Genomic DNA, 24,667 nt, shown 5'->3' with positions numbered 1-24,667 from the left:
AACACTCCTTTATTCCGATTTATATGAATGTGAAATTACCGTATCATAAAAACCAATCTTACTATATAAATTTGATGCATTATTATCTATATCTGTACTTAAATATACTTGCTTAATATTTTTATTAGCACTTTGATTTATTACGTGCTCTATCATAGCTCTTCCTATTCCTTTACCTCTATGTTTTTCGTCTACTGCTACATATTCTAATCGTGAAAAATCCATATCATCAAGGTAATCTGAGCAAACTGCACCTATAAGCTCTTTACTATCATTAACAACATAACCTAATTTATATCCTTCTTTTAAGAATTCTTCTATTCTTTTTCTATCTCCTTGCCATTTAAATACTCTATCAAATAGTCTAAATATACTATTTATTACTTCTTCATTTTTCTCATTTAAATCTTGCACTTGATATTTCGTTTGATTATATACTATTTCATCAGAAATATCAAAACACATTTCTCTGTCTGTGCTCTTATATGTCCAATCTAACTCCAAGTAACAATCCTTAAGTAGTGTATTCTCATCAGTTATAGCCGCATATATTGTTTTTAGAGTATCCTTTTTGCTTTGTTTTACTAAACCTATTATTTCTTTAATGATAGTCTTAGTGCTATGTTTTGGCCTTATTATTGGCCCAATCATATATCCATATTGGTCCTCTGGTGCATATAATAAACCACTTATTCCTACTCTTTCATTTTCATATAGTATAATACATATACAGTTTTTTAACTCATTTTCGTATATTTTAATTTCTGCGATTAATTCTTTTAAATCTTCACATCTAGGATATCCAATCCCTGCTTCTAAATTATTGAATGAATACTTAAGCATTTCGTCTATGAAACTATTATCCTCATCTATTGCGTATCTTATTGATAATTTCCCCATATTATCCTCCTTTATTTAAAAGGACTGCCTCATATTCGGTGGCAGTCCTTTTAAAATATTCCCTATAGTTTTGAAACATTCATATCTATTACTAAACATTTATTATCACTATTTGGTAATGCTTTGCTTTTTGCTACACCTCTAAAATCGTCTCCATACATATCATACATGTTTGAAGATACTTGAATTTCTGGTAATCTACCTATTATCTTTTCACCATCAAATAAATATGCAAGTTGAACTGGTGTTGAGAAATCTCCACTTGATGTAAAATCTCCTCCACTCGCTACCCAGATTAATATACCTACTTCACCTTTTAGCAACTCTTTTATATCTTCATTGGTTTGCTTTATACTATAAGTAATATTCGCATTATTAGAAGGTTTGTCGAAATACCCACCTGTAGCACTTCCTGTTTGCTTTAGATTATATTTTCTAGCCGTTGTTTTACTTGTATAAGGTAGTTTAAATACTCCTTCTTCTATTATAGCAAATCTATAGTCCTCATTCACCACTCCTTCTGTATCAAAAAATGGTTCTACAGCTACATCTTCTGGATTAAATGTATTGTATATTGTGAATTTTTCATTAAACAACTTTTCTCCGATTTTGTTACTAAATTTTGAGTAGCCAGCTCCATACAACTCTCCATTTGATTCTTGGCGTAATTTATTTACGAAACTTTGTGATAGATCATGTAAGATAATTACTGGCATTTTAGTCTTTTCAGGTAATTCTACAACATTTCTATATCCATCTAATATTTTATCAATATCATTTAAGAAATTTTCTCTATTATATTTCTTACCTTCACAAAAAATATATCCATCCATTATGTTTACTGATTTCTTTTCTGTAAACAATAATGAAAATTCTAACCCCTTACCATGATACCTCAAATCAAGATTGTTGTCATTGCAGAGTGTAACTTCTCTTTCTTTGAGTTTAAAATTTCCTGAGAAATCAAAATCTGAATGATTTGATTTCAAATGTGATAATACCTCTTCAACTTCATCCTTCAAATCTTCTTTAATAATATCAGGTATATCTTCTAACTTCTTAACCATGTTCTTGCTAGGCTCATCTTCATATACCACATTAAAATCTAATGCTTTTATAGCTTCTTTCTCTAACTCACCTTCATCAAAACTTCCGATTGCTCCAGCTATACCTATCTTTCCATTATCATATATTCTAATACCTGTTTTGACTGTATCTTTTGTTCTAGTAGATTGTATTGAAGTATTAGCTATTATTACAGCACTCTCTTTGTTTTTATCTATATACTTTTCCTTTATCATCCTACTTACCCCCTTTTATCTATCTAACATTTATATTTTTAACTCTCATGTATGGGCCACCCATTCCTACTGGTAACGGAAACTGTTCCATTTTACCACAACCACCTAGTACAAATGATAGAACCTCACATTCATTAGATAATCCATCGACTTCCCCCAGTGTTTCAAATACATTTCCTGTGATTACTGCAATCTTAACTGGATTTGTTATCTTTCCATTCTTTATTCTATAAGCTAGTGATGGTGCTATAGTAAACGTAGACATTCCGCTTCCATGTTTTATGGTTTCTATATATATACCATCTTCAACTTCATTAAACAACTCTTCTTTGGTTTTATCTCCACCAAGAATATATGTGCTTGTCATCCTAACTATAGGCTCAAACTCAAAACTGACTGCCCTTGCATTACCTGTTAACTCTTCGTCTAACTCTACTGCGGTAGCTACACTATGTAACCTTCCTGATAATATACCATTCTTGATTAAAAACGTCTCCTCTGTTTTTGTTCCTTCATCATCAAATGGCACATATCCACTTCCCGGTGTCATCCCATAATCAACTATTGTTAATATATCCGAACCTACTTTTTTACCTATAGCCCATTCTTTTTTCATAGTTTCATTTCCTACCATAAAATCTGCTTCACTTTTATGCCCAAAGCTTTCATGTGCAAATACACCTGTTGTTATTGGTGACATTATTACTGTATATTTCCCTGGCTCAACTGGCTGTGCGTTCAAAAGTGCATCTTCACACTGTTTTAATCTTTTTACCATGTCTTCTTCTAAGTTATTAAGGAAGCTGAAATTATCACCATCTTTAGAGAAACCATCTGCGAAATTTTCACCTTCATGCTCTAGTGCAAAGACAAATTTGAATCCTGCTTTTTGTGTATCGTACTCAATTTCTGTTCCCTTAGATGAATAAAAGCTTATAATTTTCTTAAAATCTACATACCTAGCTGTAAATACCTTTAAATATTTTGAATCAACAAATTTAAAATAACTCTCTATTAAATCCATCTTATCTTTTCTAGATACTTTAGTAACATCATTTTCCTTGTCGTATTTAAAAACCTTCTCTTTGTTAACTTGATATTTCATAACTATAGGATTATTGTTTATATCTTCGTTAGGTATGGCTTTCTTTGCAAGCTTATCTATCTCTTCTTGAATATTATCTACATTTGTAGTAGATGCATAATGCCATATGTTACCGTCAAATACTCTAATAAATACTGCTTTGTGCTTTGATGCTTTAAAATCTTCTAACTTTCGTTGTTCATATTTAATATCTGTGTTAAATACTTCTTCAATTCTTACATCTGTGTATAGATTTTTTGGAAATTTAAACATTTTTTTACCCCCTTAGTTTTTTAACCTTTTATTCTAGTAATTCATAACTGCTCATCATAAATGGCATATTTAAATTACTCAATACTTTTTCTAGTAATATACCTTCTTTTCTATCATAGTTAAATCCATAGCTTGCCCTAATACATGCAGTTATAAATTGAACGCCTCTATCTAATGCCATAGGTAGACTATCTCCATTTAATAAGCTTCCTACTATAACACTTGTAAACGCATCTCCTGTTCCAGGAAAATGAGCAGGTATGTATTGACAACTAACTTTCCAAAACTTATTTTGTAGACTATCATAGGCAATAACCGACGTGTTTTTTGTGTCTGTTTCCGGAACACTAGTTATGATTACTGTTTTGGCACCCATATCTGACAATCTCCTTAGCCAGCTTTTTACATTTTCCTCGGAAATATTTTTATCATATTTTTCTCCAAGAAGAAACGCTGCTTCTGTAAAATTAGGTGTTATTATATCAGCTTTACACACTAGTTCTTTCATATTCTGAACCATTTCATCGTCCATTGTACTGTATAAGTGACCATTATCCGCCATAACAGGATCTACAACTACTAAACACTTTTCATGATTAAATTTGTCTATGAATTTGGATATTATATCTATTTGTCTACTAGAACCTAAAAAACCACTGTAAATACAATCAAATTCTATTTTTTCTTTAACCCAATGATTAATATAATCACCCATATTGTCCGTAAAATCTACAAATGTATAATCATTGAATTCTGTATGGCTTGATAATACAGCTGTTGGTAGTGGGCATACTTGTATACCCATTGTTGATATTATCGGTATAATCACTGATAAAGAAGCTCTACCAAACCCCGCCAAATCATGTATAGCCGCTACTCTCTTTACTTGGTTCATTTATTCACTTCCTTTATTAAAACACATTTTTTCATAATATTTAGGCAACTTAAGACATGAATAACATATATATATTATATACCATTTTTTCATTTATGTCATTATTAATTTTAATAATATTATTACAAAATTATATTAATTTATTTTAACTGTGCATTAATCAATTTAAAAAAACATATTAAAATAGCTGTTTAAATTTAAACAGCTATTATCTAATGGATTTCATTTTCCATTTGATAAAATCTATATATACTATCTGGTGTAAATTCTTCTGTTGGTGAGTATATTATCCAATCTGTCATTGTATCTAGATCATATATAACTCTGTCTTCTTCTTTCATTTTTGATACCCAGTATGGTTTATTAAGTAATACTGCATCAACTTTATCATCATATATACTTTCAACATTAAACCATAAATGCTCTTTTTGATTTATGTCCTCATAACTATCTACTATTATTCCTAGCTTAATTAAAAATCTCCATCCTTTAATATGTTTATAAAAACTTAAAATATTTCTAAAATGCTCAAATCTTTCTTTTGCTAAACTAGACATTCTATCCGTCTCTGATGTTGTAACATAAAATACTGGATTATCTTGCAGTAATCCGTGATATATACTTGGATGAGTAAATTGTTTATCTTTTACTGCAAATAGTATACCTGAAGGTCTGTCATGCAATCCATCTTGCCTATCTTCTTTCCCGCCTACTATAATTTCTTCTATTTTTAACTCTTGTTTTATTTTTTTTAGGCCTTTTTCCCAAGGAACCCAGACAAAATCCATTCCATCACCGACATCAACTACTTTTTCAGTTCTTATCATACCATTCTCTATAAATCTTTTAGCTATAGTATTTATAATAGATATGTACTCGTCAGGCTCAAACTCTATTTCTACTATTTCTATTTCTACACAACCACATCTATGTAAACCATGAGTATGTAACCAATACTTAGTTTCTTCATCATACTCATCATATACAACATGTACAGAATATAAGTATGTTGGACTAGGGCATATATCAGAATTAGCTACTAATTTTAGCCACTCACCTGATAAAAGCTTTAAACTACTAATATCTAATAATAAACCTTTATTGGGTACAATGGCATCCAATATTTTAAGTTGTATATGATAAGAAACTAGTGAATCATTATCAAAATACATTTTGCTTTCTATATATTGTGTTTTGTTTTTTAAGCAACTTAGTTCATCTGCTCCAAGTTTATTTCCTAATTTCATTATCTCAAGGTCTAATTCCTTTAAATTATAAATATGGAATTCTACTTTAAAGTTCTTATTTTGAATTAATATATCACAGTTAAGTTTTTCTTGTGTGATTCTAACATTTTTTACATCAAACAATTGACTATTCTTTAGATTGTATAAGATGTTCTCAAATGTAAATATGTATTCTGTATGAGGTACTATACCCATTACCGAGGGTAATTTAGTTTTTCCATCCATAAGGTACTCATATAATTCATTATTTTTCATATAGCCTCCTTTAATGTCTTAAAGCTATAATAATTATAACATACCTGTAGCGGTATTTATATCATCCCACCACTTTATTAACACTGTTAATCACCTATTTTACCTACAAAAAAGTCATCCATATTAGATGACTTTTTCATAGTTTTATAAGTATTATGAATATATACTTATTTCTGTGCTTTTATATAGGTTGCTCCTGTATGATATTCAATGTTGATTCCTTTATCTATTTCTAATTGAATATTTTTTATACCTTCATTAATTTCTTCATCACTTAAAGCTGTAAACATTGAATATGCTCTCTTTTTTGCTATATTAATAAGAAGTTTTCCATAGTTTTTTACTGGTGGCATATTTACAATCCCTGACTTAATATTTTTATAATTATTGCATGTTAGCAAACCAGCTAATTCATCAAAACTTTGGTATCTGTTTAATTCATACTTTAATGTTTTGGGAAAGTATTTTGTAGTAAGTCTATTTTTTATATGCTCATGACTATCTGTAAATATGTATAAACGCCCATTATCTTTTAGTATTCTATATATATTATTAAAGAAAATTTCTTCCTCTTTAATATGGTGTATAACATCTACCATATAGATTAAATCGAATTGATTATCTTTATAATCTTCTAGCCTGATAGCATCTCCAGCTGTAAAAGCCACATTATTACATTTTTCCTTAGCTTTTAAAAGCATACCAGTTGATTGATCTATACCATATAAATTAAAACATTCTGGCATCATTTTTATATAATTACCTGTTCCGCATCCTATTTCTAAAATATTGTCACCTACTTGTAAATCACTACATCTGAGCATCTCTTTTATTATCTCGTAATCTCCATCTCTAACATCATCATACACCTTACTTATTTCATCATAATTATAGACAATCATTCGTCCCTCCTATTTAACTCTATACCAGTAATAATATTGGTGTTTATAACCTAATTTCCTATATAAATCTACTGCTGGTGTATTACTATCTACTACCTGTAAATATGTTTTGTTTACTCCTCTTTCTTTAGCCTCGTATAGCAGTGTATTCATTATTTTTTTAGCAAACCCTTTTCTTCTATAGTTTGGCTTAACAAATATCCCATATATCCCTATATATCCTCGTTCTATAATACCTAAACCGACTCCCACACATTCGCCATCTATGATTATTGATGCACATAATGGTTGTTGTACTAGATTTCTGTATATTTTCTTCGAAGCTTCTGCATGTTCTTTACTTTTATTACTTATGCTATTAGAATAATCTAGCCAACCATCAAACATTGTATCTTCAATATTAACATCATTATCTATTTTTATGTTATTATCTATATCCATTGTCATGACACCTGTTTTAGCCTGTATTTCGTAACCTCTTTCCTCTAATAAACTATCTACTTTTAAACTTTCTTCATCTTCTGTTATTTTGAATACTGTTTTTATACTCTCTTTCTCATAGATGCAAGAACAAACATCTATTTTTTCTTCCAAAGGCAGTGTTGAGTTACTCACAGGATAAACCGAATTTGCCCTTTTGCTTTTAGAATTCTCGGTTATTCTTATAACCCATCCATCATATAAAACTGTCTTTAACGAAGGCATTGCGTTCATTGTTAGTTCTTCAATAAGTCTTATCATTTTATCCCTCCTAATATAAAATTGTTTATATCTTCTAGTGCTTGTTTCACCTTGACTTCATCAAGGTAATAGTATATTGAATTACCTTCCCTAGCTTGTATATCTACAAAATTTGTATCTTTAAATATCTTTAAATGTCTAGACACTGTTGAAGCATTGACTTTCAATATCTGTGCTATTTCATTTGCACTCATACTTTTATTAGTTAAGAGTTTAAGTATCTTGAGCCTAGTCTTATCGTTAAATGCTGATGTCTTTAACAACAGCATATCTGAAGGGTCTGTAGGTGTTATTTGGTGGCTATCTAGTCCTATATAAAAGATAAAATCACTATTGTTATACCAAAATGTAAAGTTTCTACATGCGTACAATGATGGCATAATTATTATGTTTTCTATAGATTTAATCTCTACTTCTAAATCCGGTTTGATATGAAAACTTATTATATCGTTACATATATCAAATCTATCTGTTATGCTTTGTAGGTATTTAAGAAGTCCTTTTTCGTTCACTTTTTTATCAATGTGAAATACTTTTTCTACTAATTTCTTATGGTTTTTAGAAATCTCAATATTAAAATACTTTTGCCACATAAATATCAAAAAATTGATGTTACTCAAGTTGTTGTTACAATCGTTTAGAACTAATGCAGGGTTTTTAATTAATTTTAAAAACAATTCTTCTATTATTACATTGTTTTTTAATGTAATATCAATAGCTTTTTCAATAGTATCAAGATATCCATTATTTTCATCTCCTATATCATTAATACTTTTCAATTCCTCTTTTTCTAACTTAGCCATTAAATCTGATAATTGAGTACAATAAGGTTTGAACCTCTCACCCATATATATCTCTCTAAAACTGAGTAGCATATCCAAAAATCCATAGTATCCTTGTTTGAGTTTCACGAAATCACCTCTTTGCGTATTTGTGCATCTATGCAAATAATAACATGTTTTTTTATCTTTGTCAATGAATCTTAGAATATTTTTTGTAATTTTTAGGTAGTTTTGAATGTATTTATACCAAAATCGTATCTGCTTCAAGTTGGTTGATCGGAAGTCTGTAGAAATACTCTGGTAGGACGAAATGATTAGTTTTTTGTAATTTTTCACTTGAATTTTTCTCTAAAAATAGAGTAATGTCTTTACCAATTAGGCAAAATGATAATGAGCTATGTCTTTTCACATGACATGCTTTTCAACTTTTCAAGTCTGATACCCTTTTACCCATATAAAGTAAAGAGCAACACTCTAAGTGTAGCTCTTTTATCCCTTATAGTTATTTTAGCTGGTCATATATTTATAAGTAAATTTAATTTTTATTAGGATCATAAACAACTCCCATAAACAATACAACGCCTGTTTCATTGTGTTTTATTACATATATAAATGGTTTATTTACATGTAATTTTATGATATTTTCTTCAGGTGCCTCGCTCTCATTTACTTCAGCTGATGTTACTGCTGCTGCTTTTGTGCCCTCTTCATCTACCTGTATGACACATTTTTGTCTTATTATATCTGTCCATAATGGTGTATTAACTTCTAGTATTCCTGACAAATCAGCTTCGTTACTAGAAAACAAGTCTCTAATACCTATATCTTTCAAACACTTTGTCAAATCATTTTCTACCTTATATTCAAATCTTGGTAGTTTTATCTCGCAATTTCTATACTCCATTTCTTTGATGCATTCTAGATTAAAGTTCTTAATATAGCTATCTATATCGCCTTTAGGTACTATTATATTCATACTACAATCTTTGTATTTTAGCTCTCCTGAAACTATTTCATCATCTTCATAGCAGTCTATTTTTCTTTCTTCATTCATCATATTTACTTTTACAATATCTTTGTTTTTTAGTGTAAAATTTTCTTTTTTTGTGAACCTCTGATTAAATTCATCTATCCAATTCCCTTTAAAATACAGAGTATTTATCACATACATTACTTTTAAATCATCTATATCTTCTATGAATTGTTTTATCAATCCTTCTGTCTCTTCACTAATCCAATTATTTATACTTTTCTTAGCATTTTTATTACTAAACTCTATACTAAAGGTATCTGTATCATAGTATCTCCCAATTAACTGCTGAAAATCGCTTTTTATGTTTTTATCTTTATCTACCCACAATGAATTAGCTAGATTAATTATAGTGTCTGTGTTTTTTGTCGTTTTAATTAATGCATTTATTATTATTGCATATTGCTCTGCCAACTCCATATTACTTAAACCTACACTGTTTATAGCTGTATCTAATTCCTCTTTTGTATTGCCTTTTGCACCTTGACTAATCGATGACAGCACCATAGCTAAACTTATAGGTGAAACTATATTATTTGTTTTGCCATCAGAAGTAGCCTTAAAAGCTTTCACTCCTAATGTGTTAATATCAGCTACAACACCTTTATTTAATGACTTATCTTTTATGTCAATTAATCTACTTGATGTCTTTTTCATATTGTTATCTGCACAACCAACTAGATTTATTGCCATGATGACTATAAAAATAGTATATAGCTTTTTCAACTCAAATCCCCCCCTTATTGGTTAGACGATGTGTTTGAATAAATGTTCCCCAAAATTATATAAGAGTTAATTATTAAATCAGAAAATAGACAAGTAATCTTTATAGTAAATAGTCACACTCTTTAAGCATAAGTCTATTATCACTTATCGTTAATTAAAATCATGTGTATAGTAAGTAAATTTAATTTTTATTTCTAGGATCATAAACAACTCCCATAAACAATACCACACCCGTTTCGTTGTGTTTTATTATATATATAAATGGTCTATTTGCATGTAGTTTTATGATATGTTTTGAAGGTGGCGCACATCCAACTGCACCCGCTGAAGTTACAGTTGCTACTTTTGTGCCCTCTTCATCTACTTGTATAACACATTTTTGTCTTATTATATCTGTCCATAATGGTGTATTAGCTTCTATTATTCCTGACAAATCAGCTTTACTAGAAAACAAGTCTTTAATCCCTATAATTTTTAGACACATTGTCAAATCATTTTCAGCTTTATAATCAAATTTTGGTAGTTTTATCTCACAATTACTATACTCCATTGCTTTGATACTATCTAGATTAAAATTCTTGATATAATCATCTATATCATCTTTTGGCACTATTATATTCATGCTACAGTCTTTATATTTTAACTCTCCTGAGACAATTTTATCATCTTCATAACAATCAATTTTTCTTTCTTCATTCATCATTTTTACTTCTACTATCTCTTTGCTTTTTAATGTGAATTTTTCTTTTTTAGTATATCTCTTGTCAAATTTATCTACCCAATCCCCTTTAAAATATAACGTATTTATAACATATAATACCTTTAAATCATCTATATTTTCTATATATTTTTTAATCAACCCATCTGTCTTTTCGCTTATCCAATTATTTATACTTTTCTTAGCATCTTTATTACTAAATTCTATGCTAAATGTATCTGTGTCGTAATATCTCCCAATTAACTGCTGAAAATCGCTTTTTATGTTTTTATCTTTATCTACCCACAATGAATTAGCTAAATTGATTATAGTATCTGTGTTTTTTGTCGTTTTAACTAATGCATTTATTATTATTGCATACTGCTCAGCCAACTCCATATTACTTAAACCTGCACTGTTTATTACTGTATCCAGTTCCTTTTTCGTATTGTCTTTTGCACCTTGATTAATTGACGATAATACCATAGCTAGACTTATGGGTGAAACTATATTATTTGTTTTGCCATCAGAAGTAGCTTTAAAAGTCTTTACACCTAAACTGTTAATATCAGCTACAACGCCATTATTTAATGATTTATCTTTTATTTCAATCAATCTACTTGATGTCATCTTGTTATTTGTACAACCAACAAAACTAATTACTATGATAATTATAAAAATAGTACAAATTTTTTTCAACTCAAATCCCCCCTTATTCGGTTAGACTATGTATTTAAATAAATGTTCCCTCTTATCTATATAATGTCTAAATTATAGATTGTAGTAATTTAACATTATATAGAAATTTAGTCTATCCCTGATGCTTTCTTTTTTAACGCAACATTTATTGTTATTATTTGAAATTATTACACGCTATACTTGAAGCTGAAAAAGTTATACTTTACTACTCTTTATACTATTTTTCTTTAAAATATATCTAATAACCAAAAAATATAATATCATACAAATCAAGACTATAATTGCAACTATGAACGAAAATGTGTTTCGTATACTCTTTCCTGCTGTTGAATTGATTAAAACATCCCAAGTGGCTCCTACACCCCAAAATATAGGAAACATTATAAACATATTATTGGTAATATAAATGACTGATGTATACATAATTCCTACATAAAATAGCTTTAAAAATTCTGGCTGAAACCCTGCATGATGTAAACTATAAAATATCGCAGTAAGTATGATTGCAGGTATTACTCCAAAAGCTCTCTCAAAATAAAATCTAAGAAATCCATATATAAATACTATCTCAAATATACCTGCCATAAATATATATGTAATGGCACAAATATTGTTATAATCTATTACTATATGCTTATCAGTTTCTTTCATAAACATCATTAATAACCCTACACCAAGTAACACATTGATAATTAAACTTAGTGGTAGTTTTCTTTTTGTAATTCCAAGATCAGCTAAACTACCTTTTTTATTAATTAGAATATAATACAATGTAAATCCAATGCCAACTACCAATATCATTAATATATCTCTTAATATCACACATACTATTTTATTTAAAATTGTTTCTTCATGAAATAAACTCATAGTAAAGCTAAGTGTGATGACTATGATTCCGCACATTAAGGCAATATACGTATCTCTTGTCGGTTTAAATCTAAATAATCTATTCATTTACGTATTTCCCTCCTTTATATCATTTAAAATTCTTTTTGTTCCTATTATCTCGGCTTTCACAATTTCAACCATTCTACTAACATTACTAATATGATGTATTGGTACTTGGTCGTTTTTTAGTATTGGCAGCTGTTTGTTTATGTTTCTTAAATATACATCAAGATATTCTAATCTTCTTTCTAATATATCTACAATCTCTTTTCTGTTAAAAACATGGATATAACATGCTGCAATAGAAAATAAAACTGTATCATAACTAAATGATTCACATATTTCTATTATAGAAGTTTTTAATTGGTCTATTCCTTCTTGTGTAATTGAATATACTTTTTTACTTGGCATATTCCCTATCTTCTCTATATTTCCACAGATATACTTCTTTTTTTCTAGAACCTTTATGGTAGCATAAACTGTAGAATCTCCAATATTAAACCACCATTTAATATTCATGTATTCTAGTTGTTTTATTATTTCATATGCATTTACAGGTTCATCATTTATTATACCTAATAACATTATTGCAGTTTTATTTAACATAACTTATTCCTCCTCGCTAAAATACTATAAACATATACTACTCTATATATAGAGTAGTATATGTTTATAGTATTTGTCAATAAAAAAACTCTCTTTTTCAAGAAAGTTTTTTAACTACACTATTAACTCTATACCATTATCTGTTATCTTTATTATTCTCTTCTTTAATAATCTTCCTACAGCTTTTTTGAATGAGCCTTTACTCATATTTAATTGAGCTTTTATTTTATCTGGAGAGCTTTTATCGTTTAATGGGAGTTTGCCACCATTTTTTATTAATTTATTCATCAATGTATCTGTGTCTTTATCCATTTGCTTATACGTTTTATCACGAAGACTTATGTATGCCTTTCCATCCGGTCTAATCTTTGTAATTCTTCCTGTTACTGTATCTCCTATTTTTACATTATGAAAAATCTCATTCTTAGGTATCATAGCATGATATCTGTTATCTATCGCTACAAATGCACCCATTTCTCTGTTTAGACTATACACAAATCCTTTAACGACATCATTTACCTTGTATGGTAGCTCAGTGCTAAGTAAGTCATAAACCCTCATTGTAGCACATAGTCTATTGCTCTTATCTACATAAACACCAACTAAATATTCTCTTCCCTCTACTATCTTATCTTTTTGTTCTTTAAAAGGTAAGAATAAATCTTTATCCATATCCCATTCTAAAAACGCTCCAAATTTAGCTATTTGGGCAACTTTTAGATATCCTATCTCCCCAACAGTCAATTTGGGTTTTTTTGTAGTAGCTACGATTTTGTCATCTGCATTTCGATAAACAAACACCTCTATTTTACTACCTATTTTAATATCTTGATTTATTTCATTACTTGGCAGTACTATATTGTTGTTTCCGTTCATATTGTCATTTAGGCATGCTCCTTTAGAACTTACATCAACAACATATAATTCTTGTATTTCACCTAATTTCACCATTTACTTCTCCTTATCATGTAATAAATTCACTATGTCATAATATATCACTATACCACATAGTTTTCAAGGGGTAAAAAAAAGATAGTTAACTTATATATCAAAAAAAGATATCTTGCATTAGATATCTCTTTCTGATAGTAAATCACTAAACTCTCAACATTAAAATTGCACATAGTCTAACTCAACTTCTTAAGCCCATAGTCAGGCACTTTACTCCATTCATCGCAATTGAAATGTGTATCAAGATTTAACATATTTTTCAAACATAATTTTCCTCGATATATTCTTGATTTTACCGTTCCTATACTGATATTTAGTTCGTCGCTTATTTCTTTGTAAGATAGATTTTTGTAGAAATAAAGGTAAATAACCTTGCTATACTTAGGATTAAGACATTCAATCTTTCGTAGCATAAACGATCTACGTTCCTCTTCTATAAGATTCTCTGGAATAGATGTTAACCCTTTATCATAATTGAGCTTGTCGAAACAATACTGTTCTACTTTGACATTTTTCTTATTTTGGTTATAACGTAATTTTGAAAAGTTGTATGCTATGGAGCAAATCCAAAATTCAAGTTTTTCGTCGTTTTTTAACTGACCAATTTTATCTACAGCTTTCATAACTGTGTCTTGTACTATATCTTTTGCATCATAATCATTTCCCAGTACTGAATAAGCAATATGATAAATTTTACTTTGATAAGTATTAAAAATAGTGATGTACAAATCGTAAATATTGTACTCTTTTTTTAACAATTTAAACACCTCAATCATAATTAATTTTGTGTTAATCAGTAAAATTAAAATAGCTTACATATGATTACAATCCAATATTTAGTTTTAAGTAAATAATTCTTCTAAAAAAATGTCTATTCCATTTACCTTTGAGTTTCAAAAATATGCCTATGTAATATGTTATTATTATAACATCAATTTTACGCAAATTTTGTCATTTTTACTGTAAAAAGTAATATTTTAAATATATTATTATATTTATTTCATCTGAACTCAAAAAGGGGGCTGCTTTCACAGCCCCCTGAGGATATTATTCGACACTATTTATTATTTACAATACTACGTATTTAAGCTACTACTGTATTGCTTTTACTTCTCTTTTGTAAAATAAATCCTAATATTAACATTCCAAGCCCTATTGCATTGAATGTATAATTTGTTGTAACTAGTAGAACTCCACCTGCTATGAACAACAACCTATCTACTATTGACATCTTTGCTATGAAGAATCCTGTTAATGCTGATGCTACTGATATTATACCTATTAATGATGTTATAATTATAAATACAATCTCAATTACTGTTACATCTATCAATAGTAGCTGTGGAGAATAAACAAATATAAACGGTATCAAGAATGCTGCTATTGCAAGTCTTGCTGCTTGTACACCTGTTCTCATTGGTTCTGATTTGGCGACTCCTGATGCCGCAACGGCTGCTAAGCACACAGGTGGTGTTACATCTGCTACTATACCAAAATAAAACGCAAACATGTGAGCCGCTAATACTGGAACATCCATCATCAATAACGCTGGTGCTGCTATCGTTGAAGTTATAACATAGTTTGCTGTTGTTGGCACTCCTATTCCTAATATCAAAGACGTAAGCATTGTAAAGAATAATGTTAAGAATAGTTTTCCTTTTGCCATACTAACAAGTATTGAACCCATCTTAAGCCCCAAACCTGTCTGTGTTACAACACCTATTATTATACCAGCACATGCACAGGCTGCAATAACTGTTATTGCACTTCTTGCGCCTTTCTTTAGCCCATCTATTATATCCCAAAAGCTCAGTCTAGTCTCTTTTTTAAATGCTGAACACACTATAGAAGCTACTATTGCACCTAACGCTGCTCTTATCGGAGTATATCCTGCTACTAAGAAGTAAACAACTATTATGATTGGGATTAATAAATGTCCTCTTTCCTTCATTATGTTCCCTAATCTTGGTAATTTATCTTTTGGTAATCCTTTTAATCCAAGTTTTTTAGCCTCAAAATGTACTCCTGCCCAAACTCCAAAGTAATACAATAAAGCTGGAATCGCTGCTGCTGATATAACTTTAATGTATGGAGTATCTGTAAATTCAGCCATAAGGAAAGCTGCTGCTCCCATGATTGGAGGCATTAACTGACCTCCTGTAGATGCTGTTGCCTCAACTGCTCCTGCAAATTCTCCTTTGTATCCTAGTTTCTTCATCATTGGTATTGTAAAACTTCCTGTTCCAACAACGTTTGCTACTGAACTTCCTGTAAGTGTTCCCATACACCCACTTGAGATAACAGCAACTTTTGCTGGTCCACCAGAAGCAAATCCTGCAATTGCGTTAGCTGCATCTATAAAAAATTCTCCCATTCCTGTTTTTTCTAGGTATGCACCAAATAATAAAAACATGAATATAAATGTCGAGGAAACCTTTATTGGTATACCAAATACACCCTCTGTTGTATAGAATAAATGTTGTACTAAATCCGATACATTAACACCTCTATGTGCTAACTTTCCTGGAATATATGGCCCTAATAATGCATATGCAATAAATAGCAACGCTATAATCACCATAGGCCACCCTATAACACGTCTAGCTGCCTCTAAAACCATCACTATAGCTACAAGCCCAACTATCATGTCTGTCGTTGTAACTCTACCTGCTCTAAATACTAAATCTTTATAGAATACGAAGACATACATACACACTGCCGCCGCTACTATTGCCAATACTATATCAACAGGATGCATTTTATCTCTTGACCATTTTTTGCTAGATGGATATAGCAAATATACTAAAGATAATCCAAATGCTAGATGTACTGATCTTTGAAGCATTGCATCTAATTGTCCGAATACAGCTGTATACAGTTGGTATAATGTAAAAATAATTAGTATTGCAGATATTACTTTAGCTGCAAACCCTTTTAGCTCTCTATAGTCTGACCCTTTATCATATTTTCTCAAAAGGTCATTTGCATTTTCAGGATTTGCATTTTCAACTACATTACTTTTTTGCATTCTCAAACTCCTTTCTCTTTGGTTATAAAATCAATTTTCTTTTTCCGAACTTTATAATCAACGTGTTCTTTGCATATATTTTTATCAAATCTTCCTCTTTTGCGATTAAGTCTACGAGTTGATATTTTGCATTTCCTATTTGTAACCAGTGCTTTGGAATTGACGATATTCTCATATTTATTGAATCAAAAGATCTCTTTACATATAATATAAACTTACCGTCTTTTATCTCAAATTTGTATTTTTCTCTATCATAAGGCAACCCTACTCCAAAGGACTCATAAATAGTCTTTTGGAGTAGTAATTCATTGTCTCTTCCTACAGTAAATACTTCTTCTGCTGGTGTGAGTAACACCGAATGAATATACCCTAATGTGAATTCATTATCTTCTAGCACAAATTTAACTTTTGAGTATTCATCTAAGTCTTCTATTACTAATACTTTGTCATAGGATAGTATATCTGTTAAAAAGCACACACTCACTAATAGAAGCACTCCTAAGCTTAGTAATAATATCCTTATTTTAATATTCACGTTATTTTATTACACCAATCTCTTTGAAGTATTTTTCTGCTCCTGGATGTAAGTCTATTGACATACCTTCAGCCGCAGTTTCTTTAGTTATATATTTACCTACATTGTGAGCTGCTTTTACTCTTTCTGGGTTTTCGTATATTGTCTTAGTTAAGTTATACACAACATTTTCGTCAAGTTTGTTACTAACAGCAAGCATTGCTTTTACTGTCAAAGTCTGTACATCCTCTGTTTGACCCTTATAAGTTCCTGCTGGTATAGTAAACTTTGTGAAGAAATCATATTTAGCCATCAAAGCATCAGATATTTCAGTATCAACTGGTACAACATGAACATCATGTTGTGTAGCTAAATCTTGTATAGCAGCTGTTGGTATACCAGCTGTTAAGAACGCTACATCAACTTGATTGTCTTTAAGCCCAGCAGAAGCTTCAGAGAATGATAAGAACTTAGCATTGATATCTTTCTCAAAATCAAGACCAGCAGCTTTTATTATCTGTCTAGCATTAGCTTCAACACCTGAACCTATAGCTCCAACAGCAATACTCTTTCCTTTTAAGTCTGCTATAGTTTTTATATCTGGATCTGTTGTTACTATTTGCAATGGCTCATTGTACATTGTAGCCATACCTCTTATGTCATCAAATTTTTGTCCTTCAAACATAACTTTTCCATTCTTTGAATACCAAGCTATATCATTTTGAACGATAACAACTTCCACTTTTCCATCTTTAAGTAAATTGATATTTGCAACTGATGCACCTGTTGATTGCGCTGTAGCATTTATCCCCTCTATATTATTGTTCCATATATCAGCAAATGCTCCACCTAGTGGGAAATATGTTCCTGCAGTTCCTCCTGTACCGATGTTAACAAAAACATCTTTGCCACCACAGCCAGCAAACGTTACTATCATTAGTAAAACAACAGTAAGAATTAATCCTTTTTTCATCTTCATAAGTATAAATCCTCCTTGAAATATATTATAAATTGTTCATTATTTATATATTATTTACTCACTACGATTTACTACGCCAAACTACTAAATACTACATTAAATTTTCTGACTTTTTTAAATATTGCATTGCTTCAAAATAGACCTTCATTTGTTTGAAATAAAATATACTTAGAAAATAAAAAAAAGACCTCTCACAACTGATTGGTCTTCTCTCTATTTTAAAACTCTATGTATCCTATAATACCTTCTATAAATTTCTTTATATTAATTTTCCCTGGTTTATCGGATTTTTTATCTAAATACAGCATTTCTTTTCTCACCTGTGAAAAATCAAATAATGTGTTTGAATATCTCTCAAACTTAATGTTAGTATAATCATCTAATCCTATACTAGATATATTCACAAACGAACTTTGTACTACTCTCCTAATTCTTTGTTCTATCGCTTTAATAGATACTTTATCATTTGCTTCCTTTTCGTATTTATTAGCTAATTCTTTGTATAGCTCACCGATTTTATATTGATGAACCTTTACATCTAATTTTTTTCGTTTTTCTATTATTATCTCTAACATATTAATCAAATCTTTGCTTCCTGTCTCTCCCAATATCCCTAAATCTGATAATACCCTTATTATCTGAGGCTTTACTACATTTTTATTGTCTATTATTTTCCGCTTTCGTTCCATTGTCCTTTCTATAAGTGATAGAGCTTTCTTTAGATTAACATTGTCTATTACTTTCTCTATAACTGATACTACCTCGATTACATTGAGAGGTTTATTGATAAAAAACTCTATACCACTTTTGTACGCTTTTGCAATCATGTCTTTAGATTTTACTTCTGATATCATAATGAACTGCACTAAATCATTTTGCGATTTTATTTTCTCTACTATTTCTATCCCATCAACTGATGGCAACAACAAGTCTACTAACACTATATCTGGACTAAGCTCATTTATATCCTGTATTGCTTGGTTACCATCCTCTGCTTCACCTATTACATTTCCAAGGGAATACTCAATAATTATATTTTCTAGCATTTTTCTTATGCCTAAATCATCATCTACAATATAAAATGTTTGCAATACAACCCCTCCATAATACCACTTATATTCTATCTATTGGTATATAAACATAAAAACTTGTTCCTTTATCTCGCCTCTTCACTTTTATGTCGCCACCAAATTTATTCATGGCTATATTTCTAACATGAGTAAGTCCTATGCCCGTCGACATGTTACCAGTCTTTCGATCAAATTTGGTTGAAAAACCGGGTTCAAATATAGCACATAGATTCTTTTTTGGTATTCCACAACCATTATCTAACACTTCAAATATAACATTATCATCATTGACTGTCTGAGTAACCTTTATAAAACCTCTACTATCTATAGCTCCTATCGAATTGTTAATCAGATTGTTTATTATAGTAATAATTGCATAATAATCTTTTATATTAATGTTTTCATTTATTATAAACTCAAGACTGATTTCTTTGTTTAGTTGCTGGATAAATCTCTTCGTGTTATCACTGATAATTTCAAATATAGCACTTAGCGACATACTATTATTCGTCTTTTCATTTGGTAACAATTTTTCTATCCCTAATACTACTCTCTTATTATCTTTTTTTATTTCATGGATATCTTTAGATAAATTAAGTGCCTTTTGCCTTAGCTCATTAACTTTGTGACAATCTAATGTATCTTTCGTACAGTTGTAGTCCTTTAACTGCTGATATATTGAATAGCTTTCTCCCATAACTTGCTCAATTAGTTGTGAGTTCTTCTGTAAGAAAAAGACCTCTGCTTTCATGTTAGCTGTAAACAGCAATAATTCTTTATACCTCTTTTGATGCTCCTCTTTTATAGTCAATGTATTAAACGACCTAACCATCATATAAAGAAAAAGTGTTAGCAAAGCTCTTCCAAATCCAGTAATTAATAATCTATTCAATATAGCTTCAACCATATTTATGTGTACTTCATTTCTAACTAATATCTCCACTATATTTGAAATAACATCTGTAATTCCTAATAAAAATATTAGCAATATTGGTTGTCTTTTATATCTACGTATATTAACTTTGTTAAATATAAATCCCATAGTTATATAAAATGCAATTGCAGGCAAATGATTTAAAAGTAACTCTCTCACCATACCATATTTTAATATATCTAGAATTGTCCTAAATGAATATATCATAGCAGATGTTATTATAGTGGTTTTGATTATTGATAGTTTTTCAAACCAAAGCAATAAAAACATTAAAACTGCAACACCTATACATATTCTAAAAGATGAGTTAAAAGGATTGATGTACACTTGCCCCATTAGAGTAGCTATAGCTGATACTATGATGATTTTTTTTAGAGTAGTAATTTCTTTCATATCTTTACTTCCTATTTTGTATTATAGTAAAACCAATACATATGAACTTCTAAGTTAATTAATATTATAATGATACAATATTTTATTGTCAAATTTATAAATGTTCCAACAAGTAAAAAAGCAATTCTTCTGTACTTTATTATCAGGAGAAATGCTTTAATATATTTATTGATAAACCTAAAATCTAGATGCTTAGAATGCCCTTTTTCTAATTGTAATATACCTTACCAAAGATATCTTTCTCTCTATAGTGCGTTGTTTTATTACTTCCGCTACGTTTCTTAACCTCAGTTCCATCATGTAACATATAAAAATATTCTTTCCCTTTAACGGCCTTTTTAATTAAAAGAATTTCGTAAACTCCTGGCTGTAATGCATAAGATTTGTTTATATATAATTCATCTGTTATCCTATGTTTATCTATAATGCTATCTTTATTTTTTAGCATTATTTCTATATATCCATCCTTTAAACTTGCATCAAACTTCAAATATATTTTTGTATCTTTTAAAACTTCTAGCCTATATTTTTGAACACCTTCAGCTATTTCATATGTACTATGACTATGACTTGTATTCATATATTCGAATGTGTGAATTAATGAATAAGAACTAAATGCTAAAAATACAAGAGCTATTAACAATATTATATTTCTCTTTTTCATGACCTCACCACCTAAAATTTATATTCACTGATTTTTGTTAATTTATAATTTAGAATACACAATAAAATATCAACTATAAGCATTATAAATATAAATTTATATATCCCTGCACCAAAATAAGCCAATATTATTAACTGCTTTGCAGATAAAAATGCTATTGAGACTACTATAAGCATGTACGCTAATGCTATCTGTTTATTATATGTATTGCTTATATTGTCTAAAGAAAAGTAAAAGTTAAATACAAAATTAATTACTAAAATCATAGCTATAAACAGCGTTATAACCTCTTCGCTATTTAGTGTACTTATCTTGAACCCTAAAAAATAACTATTATTGCTAAAATATATACTGCCCATATAGATAATTGATAGTATTATACTTCTTTTAATTATCTGATAAAACATAACTTTACTTAACAACTTTTTAGGACAATTCATGTATGATGCTTGCGGTAAACAGTAAAGAACTATTAATAAAATATACATTATTGCATATAAAAACAATATAACTCTAATCATATAAGGTCCAAGTTCCGCTATCATTTGCATCATAGATTCATTTGTATCATCTAAAAATCCACCCACACCTATAAGTACCATGAAAAATATAACCAGTATAATTGAAGCAAGTATAGCGAATTTTTCATGTTCAAATATTAACTTTTTTATATTTTTACTAGTTATCATTTTCCTTACCCCCTTTTGAAAGATTGACAAATAACTTTTGTAACCCTATGTTCTTTACATTAATGCCTAGCTCTCTCATATGTTTCTTTTCATCTTCAGATAAGAAGTCATAAACAGTATAAGTTACCATTCTTCCTAAGATATTTCTGTTTATTATATTTTTATTTTTTAGAGCTTCAAATGTAGTCTGATATTCTCCCTCAACTATATAAGCTTTGCTACTTAGCTCCTCCATCGAAGTCTCAAGTTTAAGTTTACCTTTTTCGAGTATTAGAACATGCTCAAATATATTCTCAAATTCACCAACTAAGTGCGAAGATATTATTATCGTCCTTGGATTTTTATCGTAATCTTCTAACAATAACTCGTAAAATAACTCTCTCGCTACAGGGTCAAGTCCTGAATATGGTTCATCAAAAAGTGTTATAGGTGCTCTACTTGCTAACCCAATGATTATTCCTACACTTGTCTGCATACCTTTTGAAAGTTTATTGTATTTTTTGTATGTATCTAAATCAAACCTTTCTATTAACTCATTTGCATACTCATTATCCCAGTATGGATACATATATGATGCTTGTTTTAATATATCTTTTATTTTATAATTTATAGCACCAAAGTAATTCTTTATAGTATCTCTTGCTAAACATATTTTTTGCATTAATTCATCATTATTTTCAAGTATCTCTCCACCGATTTTGATTTCACCTTCACTTGTTCTTAGCTGATTTGCCAACAATTTAAGCAATGTTGTTTTTCCTGCACCATTTCTTCCTATCAATCCATATATTTTATTTTCCATAATCTCTATTGATATATTATCTATAGACTTTACTTCTTCGAAATATTTGCAAACTTTACAAATCGTTATATTATTCATTTAATCCCTCCTCTGAATAATTATTGATCATACTTATGATTTCTTTTTTTGTAATTCCTAGTTTTTTACCTTCTGACAAAACCTTTCCTATGAAATTATTTAAAAAATTATTTTTCCTTTTTTCTTTAATTAACTCTACAGCTCCTGATTTTACAAACATACCTATCCCTCTTTTCTTGTATATTATTTCTTCCTCTACAAGCATGTTTAACCCCTTTCTTGCTGTTGCTGGATTAATATGTAGGAGTGTGGCAAGTTGATTAGTTGAATAGACTTGTTCTTCTTCTTTTATAATTTCTTTTAATATTTGGTCTTCTATCAATTCAGCTATCTGTACGAATATAGGTATATTTGAATCATTTTTTACCTCCATATCACACCTCCGTTATTTGAACTTTAGCTTTTTAGAAAAAACTACGCCTTCTAAGAAAATGATAATCATTAATATAACTGCCAATGCTATATATTTTTCATTATTGTCTATGTAGCCCATTGGGGTTATTTCTACTTTACCTGTTGACGAGCAAATGTATTTAAGAGGTGCTGTCATACTCCCAATTATGGTGTATATATCATCTTCTTTAGCCCATTTTAGATTTTCTAGATATATTTTATGTTCTTTATCCTTACATCCATAAGATAAATGTCCTCCATCAATCTTCCCAAAGTTATTTTTTCCTCCCCATGCTGGGTCTGCATAATGCCATCTACCATCAGCATAAAATTCCACCCACGCATGTGCACCAGCTTGATGATTCCATGCTTTTTTTGACAACTTTGCTATTTTAGGAAGTGCCAACCCTGATATACTTTTAGCTGGAATATTACTCGCTCTACACATAGCCACCATCAGATTCGCATGTTCTCCACACCCTCCAATTTTGCAGTTGTAAGCTTTAATAGCAGATTGACTAACTCCTATTCTATTTTGGGTGGGATAACTTAGATGCTCTGATACGAATGTGTATATCTTATATGCATTTTCAACAGTATTTCCTTTTGTGATTTTACTCGTTGCTTCTTTAAGAATAACACTGTCTGATTCTATGTCTTTGGAAGGTTGTAAGTAATTATTATCTATATTACCTTGCCAACTATATTCTCTGGTTTTAATTTGTACATCATATTTTGCTACTATCTTTTGATTGTGTCTAGTAAATTTACCGCTTACTCTTGCTACTTGAAGGCTGTCATAGTCTACCATCTCTATATTTTTATCCCAGTCTATTGATATATTACTTACTGTTTGATATGCCCCATCCTTGGGCAACAGTATAGCTAATCTAATATCTTCTCCGATATTATTTTTAAATTCATACTCCTCAACTATTGTGTATTTCACTGGTCTTTTCAATATCTTAAACAATACAGGATGCATTATAAAACTCTCTATTACCAAAATGTAAATTAAAACTCTAAGAAACTTTTTTAATAGATTTTTATTTTTCACATTTATACCTATCCTTTTACTTGGTTATATGGTTAGTTAGTTAACTAACTAACCATATAACCAATATAACATCTCCTTATACGCTTTGT

24 protein-coding genes are annotated in these 24,667 nt (G+C 29.6%); all 24 read right to left on the bottom strand.

Translation table 11 applies throughout. The features are described from left to right. Positions 1-9 precede the first annotated feature (9 nt). The 24 genes from P3X86_RS10635 to P3X86_RS10520 all read right to left on the bottom strand — a co-directional run bounded on the left by P3X86_RS10635 (position 10) and on the right by P3X86_RS10520 (position 24,578). Positions 10-900, bottom strand: a complete 891-nt coding sequence (locus P3X86_RS10635) for a GNAT family N-acetyltransferase (RefSeq protein WP_483292671.1) — start codon at positions 898-900, stop codon at positions 10-12. Between the two features lie 62 nt (positions 901-962). Next, the gene (locus P3X86_RS10630) at positions 963-2,201 is read right to left on the bottom strand and encodes a metallopeptidase TldD-related protein (protein ID WP_483292670.1); all 1,239 of its coding nucleotides are present in this window, start codon (positions 2,199-2,201) and stop codon (positions 963-965) included. Between the two features lie 19 nt (positions 2,202-2,220). Continuing rightward, positions 2,221-3,558 carry a TldD/PmbA family protein gene (locus P3X86_RS10625; RefSeq protein ID WP_483292669.1) on the bottom strand — a complete coding sequence of 446 codons (1,338 nt, stop codon included), beginning with the start codon at positions 3,556-3,558 and terminating at the stop codon, positions 2,221-2,223. Positions 3,559-3,586: 28 nt separating this feature from the next. Then, positions 3,587-4,453, bottom strand: coding sequence for a pyridoxamine kinase (locus P3X86_RS10620; protein ID WP_483292668.1), 867 nt, complete (start codon positions 4,451-4,453; stop codon positions 3,587-3,589). A 212-nt stretch (positions 4,454-4,665) separates the two neighbouring features. After that, positions 4,666-5,955 (bottom strand): DUF4026 domain-containing protein, encoded by a 1,290-nt coding sequence (locus P3X86_RS10615; RefSeq protein ID WP_483292667.1) that lies wholly within the window; start codon positions 5,953-5,955, stop codon positions 4,666-4,668. A gap of 167 nt (positions 5,956-6,122) precedes the next feature. Further along, positions 6,123-6,857 carry a class I SAM-dependent methyltransferase gene (locus P3X86_RS10610; protein ID WP_483292666.1) on the bottom strand — a complete coding sequence of 245 codons (735 nt, stop codon included), beginning with the start codon at positions 6,855-6,857 and terminating at the stop codon, positions 6,123-6,125. 9 nt (positions 6,858-6,866) lie between these two features. Further along, the gene (locus tag P3X86_RS10605) at positions 6,867-7,598 is read right to left on the bottom strand and encodes a GNAT family N-acetyltransferase (protein ID WP_483292665.1); all 732 of its coding nucleotides are present in this window, start codon (positions 7,596-7,598) and stop codon (positions 6,867-6,869) included. Continuing rightward, on the bottom strand, positions 7,595-8,509 hold the full coding sequence (locus tag P3X86_RS10600; protein ID WP_483292664.1) for an ArsR/SmtB family transcription factor: 915 nt from the start codon (positions 8,507-8,509) through the stop codon (positions 7,595-7,597). Before P3X86_RS10600 ends, P3X86_RS10605 begins: the two co-directional genes overlap by 4 nt. Positions 8,510-8,915: 406 nt before the next feature. Further along, positions 8,916-10,136: a serpin family protein gene (locus P3X86_RS10595; RefSeq protein WP_483292663.1), complete on the bottom strand. Its 1,221-nt coding sequence runs from the start codon at positions 10,134-10,136 to the stop codon at positions 8,916-8,918. Positions 10,137-10,317: 181 nt separating this feature from the next. After that, positions 10,318-11,532 (bottom strand): serpin family protein, encoded by a 1,215-nt coding sequence (locus P3X86_RS10590; protein WP_483292662.1) that lies wholly within the window; start codon positions 11,530-11,532, stop codon positions 10,318-10,320. A 195-nt stretch (positions 11,533-11,727) separates the two neighbouring features. After that, a complete protein-coding gene (locus P3X86_RS10585) occupies positions 11,728-12,486 on the bottom strand; it encodes a hypothetical protein (RefSeq protein ID WP_483292661.1) in 759 nt (252 codons plus the stop codon). Continuing rightward, entirely contained in the window at positions 12,487-13,026 is a 540-nt protein-coding gene (locus P3X86_RS10580; protein WP_483292660.1) for a PadR family transcriptional regulator, read from the bottom strand. Positions 13,027-13,140: 114 nt separating this feature from the next. After that, positions 13,141-13,977: a CvfB family protein gene (locus P3X86_RS10575; RefSeq protein ID WP_483292659.1), complete on the bottom strand. Its 837-nt coding sequence runs from the start codon at positions 13,975-13,977 to the stop codon at positions 13,141-13,143. 176 nt (positions 13,978-14,153) lie between these two features. Next, positions 14,154-14,735 (bottom strand): RNA polymerase sigma factor, encoded by a 582-nt coding sequence (locus tag P3X86_RS10570; RefSeq protein ID WP_483292658.1) that lies wholly within the window; start codon positions 14,733-14,735, stop codon positions 14,154-14,156. 326 nt (positions 14,736-15,061) lie between these two features. Further along, positions 15,062-17,005, bottom strand: coding sequence for a TRAP transporter permease (locus tag P3X86_RS10565; RefSeq protein WP_483292657.1), 1,944 nt, complete (start codon positions 17,003-17,005; stop codon positions 15,062-15,064). 22 nt (positions 17,006-17,027) lie between these two features. Further along, positions 17,028-17,489: a DUF1850 domain-containing protein gene (locus P3X86_RS10560; RefSeq protein ID WP_483292656.1), complete on the bottom strand. Its 462-nt coding sequence runs from the start codon at positions 17,487-17,489 to the stop codon at positions 17,028-17,030. A 52-nt stretch (positions 17,490-17,541) separates the two neighbouring features. Further along, positions 17,542-18,498 (bottom strand): TAXI family TRAP transporter solute-binding subunit, encoded by a 957-nt coding sequence (locus P3X86_RS10555; RefSeq protein ID WP_483292655.1) that lies wholly within the window; start codon positions 18,496-18,498, stop codon positions 17,542-17,544. 218 nt (positions 18,499-18,716) lie between these two features. Further along, positions 18,717-19,589 carry a response regulator gene (locus P3X86_RS10550; protein ID WP_483292654.1) on the bottom strand — a complete coding sequence of 291 codons (873 nt, stop codon included), beginning with the start codon at positions 19,587-19,589 and terminating at the stop codon, positions 18,717-18,719. Between the two features lie 22 nt (positions 19,590-19,611). Further along, entirely contained in the window at positions 19,612-20,895 is a 1,284-nt protein-coding gene (locus tag P3X86_RS10545; protein ID WP_483292653.1) for an ATP-binding protein, read from the bottom strand. A gap of 208 nt (positions 20,896-21,103) precedes the next feature. Next, positions 21,104-21,559 carry a hypothetical protein gene (locus P3X86_RS10540; protein WP_483292652.1) on the bottom strand — a complete coding sequence of 152 codons (456 nt, stop codon included), beginning with the start codon at positions 21,557-21,559 and terminating at the stop codon, positions 21,104-21,106. Positions 21,560-21,570: 11 nt separating this feature from the next. Next, the gene (locus P3X86_RS10535) at positions 21,571-22,248 is read right to left on the bottom strand and encodes a hypothetical protein (RefSeq protein ID WP_483292651.1); all 678 of its coding nucleotides are present in this window, start codon (positions 22,246-22,248) and stop codon (positions 21,571-21,573) included. Next, positions 22,238-23,128, bottom strand: coding sequence for an ATP-binding cassette domain-containing protein (locus tag P3X86_RS10530; protein ID WP_483292650.1), 891 nt, complete (start codon positions 23,126-23,128; stop codon positions 22,238-22,240). Before P3X86_RS10530 ends, P3X86_RS10535 begins: the two co-directional genes overlap by 11 nt. Further along, complete coding sequence (locus P3X86_RS10525; protein ID WP_483292649.1) at positions 23,121-23,501, bottom strand: GntR family transcriptional regulator; 381 nt, start codon at positions 23,499-23,501, stop codon at positions 23,121-23,123. The genes P3X86_RS10530 and P3X86_RS10525 overlap by 8 nt, the downstream gene beginning before the upstream one ends. A gap of 12 nt (positions 23,502-23,513) precedes the next feature. Next, positions 23,514-24,578 (bottom strand): transglutaminase-like domain-containing protein, encoded by a 1,065-nt coding sequence (locus P3X86_RS10520; protein ID WP_483292648.1) that lies wholly within the window; start codon positions 24,576-24,578, stop codon positions 23,514-23,516. Positions 24,579-24,667 lie beyond the last annotated feature (89 nt).

It is taken from the genome of Abyssisolibacter sp. ZYX002 (assembly GCF_056892235.1).
This window is presented reverse-complemented; position numbering and strand designations above follow the sequence as displayed.

What these genes read in the sequence shown, in the direction of transcription:
- P3X86_RS10635 (WP_483292671.1), bottom strand. Translation starts at nt 900, where the DNA reads ATGGGGAAATTATCAATAAGATACGCAATAGATGAGGATAATAGTTTC.
- P3X86_RS10630 (WP_483292670.1), bottom strand. Translation starts at nt 2,201, where the DNA reads ATGATAAAGGAAAAGTATATAGATAAAAACAAAGAGAGTGCTGTAATA.
- P3X86_RS10625 (WP_483292669.1), bottom strand. Translation starts at nt 3,558, where the DNA reads ATGTTTAAATTTCCAAAAAATCTATACACAGATGTAAGAATTGAAGAA.
- P3X86_RS10620 (WP_483292668.1), bottom strand. Translation starts at nt 4,453, where the DNA reads ATGAACCAAGTAAAGAGAGTAGCGGCTATACATGATTTGGCGGGGTTT.
- P3X86_RS10615 (WP_483292667.1), bottom strand. Translation starts at nt 5,955, where the DNA reads ATGAAAAATAATGAATTATATGAGTACCTTATGGATGGAAAAACTAAA.
- P3X86_RS10610 (WP_483292666.1), bottom strand. Translation starts at nt 6,857, where the DNA reads ATGATTGTCTATAATTATGATGAAATAAGTAAGGTGTATGATGATGTT.
- P3X86_RS10605 (WP_483292665.1), bottom strand. Translation starts at nt 7,598, where the DNA reads ATGATAAGACTTATTGAAGAACTAACAATGAACGCAATGCCTTCGTTA.
- P3X86_RS10585 (WP_483292661.1), bottom strand. Translation starts at nt 12,486, where the DNA reads ATGAATAGATTATTTAGATTTAAACCGACAAGAGATACGTATATTGCC.
- P3X86_RS10580 (WP_483292660.1), bottom strand. Translation starts at nt 13,026, where the DNA reads ATGTTAAATAAAACTGCAATAATGTTATTAGGTATAATAAATGATGAA.
- P3X86_RS10575 (WP_483292659.1), bottom strand. Translation starts at nt 13,977, where the DNA reads ATGGTGAAATTAGGTGAAATACAAGAATTATATGTTGTTGATGTAAGT.
- P3X86_RS10565 (WP_483292657.1), bottom strand. Translation starts at nt 17,005, where the DNA reads ATGCAAAAAAGTAATGTAGTTGAAAATGCAAATCCTGAAAATGCAAAT.
- P3X86_RS10555 (WP_483292655.1), bottom strand. Translation starts at nt 18,498, where the DNA reads ATGAAGATGAAAAAAGGATTAATTCTTACTGTTGTTTTACTAATGATA.
- P3X86_RS10545 (WP_483292653.1), bottom strand. Translation starts at nt 20,895, where the DNA reads ATGAAAGAAATTACTACTCTAAAAAAAATCATCATAGTATCAGCTATA.
- P3X86_RS10540 (WP_483292652.1), bottom strand. Translation starts at nt 21,559, where the DNA reads ATGAAAAAGAGAAATATAATATTGTTAATAGCTCTTGTATTTTTAGCA.
- P3X86_RS10535 (WP_483292651.1), bottom strand. Translation starts at nt 22,248, where the DNA reads ATGATAACTAGTAAAAATATAAAAAAGTTAATATTTGAACATGAAAAA.
- P3X86_RS10530 (WP_483292650.1), bottom strand. Translation starts at nt 23,128, where the DNA reads ATGAATAATATAACGATTTGTAAAGTTTGCAAATATTTCGAAGAAGTA.
- P3X86_RS10525 (WP_483292649.1), bottom strand. Translation starts at nt 23,501, where the DNA reads ATGGAGGTAAAAAATGATTCAAATATACCTATATTCGTACAGATAGCT.